This is a genomic window from Gilliamella sp. W8136 (assembly GCF_016101285.1).
In the GTDB taxonomy this organism is placed as follows: Bacteria; Pseudomonadota; Gammaproteobacteria; order Enterobacterales; family Orbaceae; genus Gilliamella; species Gilliamella apicola_N.
In genome coordinates this window covers 1-4387 of the sequence record NZ_JACFQU010000032.1, presented here as the reverse complement: position 1 = coordinate 4387, position 4387 = coordinate 1, and the positions used below count along the sequence as shown (strand labels likewise).

At 33.2% G+C, this 4387-nt stretch carries 2 protein-coding genes; both read right to left on the bottom strand.

Going from position 1 to position 4387, the window contains the following annotated elements; genetic code table 11:
• Positions 1-495: 495 nt before the first annotated feature.
• Positions 496-1029, bottom strand: a complete 534-nt coding sequence (locus tag H3T96_RS14475) for a hypothetical protein (RefSeq protein ID WP_198248680.1) — start codon at positions 1027-1029, stop codon at positions 496-498.
• 174 nt (positions 1030-1203) lie between these two features.
• Positions 1204-4387, bottom strand: a 3184-nt coding sequence (locus H3T96_RS14470; RefSeq protein WP_198248679.1) for a hypothetical protein, incomplete at its 5' end; no start/stop codon positions are given.

Below are 4387 nucleotides of genomic sequence, written 5' to 3'. Positions count from 1 at the left end.
TTTCTTTGCTTATTGTTTCTGTTTGTTCTGTATTTTCTAAATTACCGGTCATTGTTTCTTCCATTATTCATTCTTATTTATTTTATTTTTTGCATTCATACTTGACCAATGACTGATAATTGAGATTAGTTTTTCATAATTTAATCGCTATTAGTGAGCAGACTTAATCAATTTATAATGTATACTATCTTCATATAATTTATCTCCTTTACCTACATAAAATGTTACGATATCTCGGTAAGTTTCTTCTGGTAAACTTACTGTTATTGGTTCATATATAGCATTGAGTTTATTTTCCGAATTTAATACCCAATCAGCAATATTAAATCGCCTTTGAGTGTAGTACTAGCATGCACTTCGTCCCAACCTTTTTTAATTCTTTGCTTAAACTCCTCTTAATTATAGGTATCACAACCCAAAAGAAGACTCGTTACAAATAATGCAGTTGTTAATTGAATAATTTTTTTCATCATTTATTCTTAATTAATATTTTCATTAAGGTTGCATAAGAAGATAAGACCATGACTCTTCATATAATTTGCCATCTTTACCTTGTATATACAGTAGCGTTTGAGGGTATGTAACATCTGGCAAGCGCACAGAACTAGCACCATACAACGCTTTGAGTTTATCTTGATTATTAATTACCCATTCTGGAGTGTTTACTACTTGATAATTGATTTTCACTGTAATTTGTGTTTCGTTATTACTATGTCTTCCATGTTCATAAGTTTTTTCGCTCACATCTGTGACTTTAATGACTTTTATCGGGCCATAGCAAAACGAGTTATCATAAATTGTTCGTCCGCTCCCTGACTTTTTATAAGAAGAGTATAAATATTCTTGCCCCAACTCGGTCAAATCATAATGATAAAGTCCCTCTTTACCGTCAACGGGCTGACGAGTTAATAAGCCTATTTCTGCAAATAATGGTAATGATCTAGATAATTTTCCTTTATTCCAAATTGCCCACTGAATATCATCTGCTAATACTGGCTCGTCGGTATAAGGAAATTTCACAGAACCCAAATAAAAACAGTAATTTCCTTTGATTTTGAGATTAGCTTGAACTCTATCATAAACGTTTTGAGTTAATTTTTTGAACTCCTCTTTATCATAGGTATCGCAACCAAAAAGAAGACTGGACACAAGTATTAGAATTGTTAATTGGACATTATTTTTCATTATATATTTTCCTATATCTTAAAAACCGTTCACAGGGGAGTGATGATTTTTATAAGTGTAATAAATCATCAATGGTGGGTTGTCAACAATTTTATTTTGACTATTTTGCGACGTTTGACCTTTTGGCCAATAATTTAATTGTAAATAAATCTCTTCAATACCTACATAATAAAATTCGCCCACTTTATAAAAAACTTGAAAATAATTCAATTCATTTTTTTCTGCATCAGTTGCTTTTTTATATAATTCTTTTTGTCCAACTTTGCTTGGAATTAAATATTCATCATCATTAACAGGTTCCAGTGGTATCTGTCGTTTTATCAATAAATCTTCTGATGAACCGTTAACAAACTCCAAAATTGGGTATTTTTCTCCATTTGTAATTTTTAAGGCAACTGTTTCTTGATTATTTCTATCAAAAAACCTTAATATGGCTTCAAAATAACTTTCATCACTATCATAATTTGGTAAAATAAATGAGATATAAATTTCCCGACACAACTGTGCAACATCTGCAGCCCTTTCTGGGTGACCTATTTGGTCATAATCTTTTTTAGAATTCTTATATGTTCGCATTTGTTCTAAGTAATAAATCGGCTGCTTTTCTAACTGTATTACTGCATGTAGATTAATCAAAGCTGCCATAAAGTCATTAATTTCCAGTGCCATGCTATCAAAGGTCGCAACATAAGCGATGCCTTTATCTGATGATTTTGTGCCAAACAAGCAGTTATTAAACCAGATTTGCATTTTATCCCAATCGTCTGATTCATCTTTAAATATTTTTTGGATAAGCGCTACGACAAGTTGTGCCACCAATGCGAACACAAAAATCGCAACGCCAATAGGCCCGCTGAACATAGATATGGATAACATTAAGCATATCGATTGTGCTAAGTTAGCAATCCCCGATATAACCTGTAAAGCACCTGCGATACACAAAGCTGTACCAACCGCACCACCTTTTTGCATTCCTTTAGCAAAAAGGAAGCATCCTTCAGTAATGGAAATCACACTGCTAATTATGCCCATAACACCCACAGCACCAGCTGAGATTTTAAATACACCATTAACTAACGTGCTTAAACTTGCCCGGTTGGTAATAAATGTTCTGACAGCTTGACTCAGCGTTAAATCAGCAAATTTAAGCAATTCATTTATGGTATTTGTGAATCCCGCCACAACTTTATAAAAACCAAACTGTACATCACGCTTAATTTCATAGCGTATTGTTTCGCCAATCGAGTTATCTTCTAATTTTTTTAAATTTTCCTGATATTGGATATAAGTAACACCTGCTTGTAATCCAGCTGTTAACAACTGACTGCTTGCAAGACTAACACTTATGGCATTCACTCTTGTGGTAGGATTTAATCCTGCATTTTTAACTGAATCTAAAATAGATTCTCCTTTCATTTTTTTAATATTATTATAGCTTTGAATGAATATCTTTTTTAAATCTTTAACTGGGAACCTCATTACCGATGGATCGCCTAAAAAATAGCGGTACACTGCACGGAAAAATGTCCTACCACTGGCCAGGATTCTTGGTGAATTCCCCACTTCAACTATTTTATTGGCCATATCTATATAATTCAAAGTACGGTCAACAGCATCCCAGTCAGTTTCGGCTTGTTGACTACTGTCCGATACCGTATAATCAAACGTTGGTAATGGAGTGGCACTGTGGGATAACGGCTCAAAATAAGTCTGTATTGAATTTAATTCAAGGGCCGGGATGTTTTGTAACTGTAAATATAATATTAATTCCCCATTAATAATTAGGCCACTTTCAATCATGAGTTTTTTGGCATTTTGTTTGATCAAACTGTCTTTTTGTGTTTCAGCTTTCTCAGTAGGGCGATTAGTTATTCCTGAAGATACCCGTGTTAATAACATGGAGTAAAGCGTTAACATTAATTGACCTTTTTCACTGAAAAAACTCTCATCCAATTGGTTTTGGGACTGTTCAGCTTCAAGTTCTTGTAAAATGATTTTAGTTTGTTGTTGTCGTTCCTGCTCTGCTTTCAGCTGGTTTTCTTCCTGCTGTTGCAGATGTTTTTTAATTTCTTCATTATTGGTTTCATGCGTTAATTGTGGTTGGAATTCAGAAATTGTCGACAGTTCATCTTCCATAATTTTAAGACGTTTATGTAAAACAAGTTCCCAAAAACTGCCTTTTTTACCGTCAATAATATGATAAAGCAGACTATTTTTGTTATTTAGTAATGTATCCCATACGGCTGTTTGTTCTTCGGTCTTAATGCCGCCTAAATAAGCAAAATCAATTAAGGCTAAAAAATCGGTTAGATACCCAACATGGTTATTGGATGCATTGGTATCACACTCAATCAGCCAAAACTCACAATCATTAAACTTATTGATTGATTTTGGTGCATATTCTGAACAACCCTCAAACCCAAATAGCCATGTTAAATAATAAAAATAATCTTGTGAAAAATTTGATATTGACTCCAAAATAGCATTGTAATCCGCTTTATCTTCCTCAAGAAACTGTCTCTCTTTTTCCAAATCAAGTAAATTATCATATTTAGCTCGTTCTTTCGCAATTTTTTCTTTAGTAGCTTGTAGAATAGTATTATCACATCGGAACGCTCGAACATCTTCATAAGAAAGGTATGATTTATTTTGTCTTTTTTGCATCTTTTCCAGTTGTTTACGCTTTTCTTCTTCACTCAAAGTGATTTCGATAAGCCCTTGATTTAGATATTTTTTTGAATTTGGCCAGGTATATGTCTCCACTCTAGAGCCTGCTTGCACTTTAGTAATATAATCATAATAAATCATATCTTTGGCTTGGGATATCTCTATCGATTCAATTTGGTTTCGATAATCATTAATAAGTGATAATGTTTTACGTAGGTGAAGACGCTCTTCACTAAAATACTTGCTTTTAGCAACTGAAGTTTTCACTACCGCATGATAAGCTGGCTTATATTCTTCTATGTCAGAAGTCTTTTCCTCTGATTTTTCTATATTTTCATCAAGACTTTCCTTGAGTTTTTCATCTAACCGTTTATTGGATTCAAATAATTTTCTAAAGTGCTCATCTATTTTTTTATTATATATTTCTTCCGCTTTTACAACCGATTGCGCTATCGGTTCAATTTTTAACTGACGCTGTAGACTTAATTCTTCAGCAATACCAAATGGATCTTCAACAATAACGACCGGTACAACA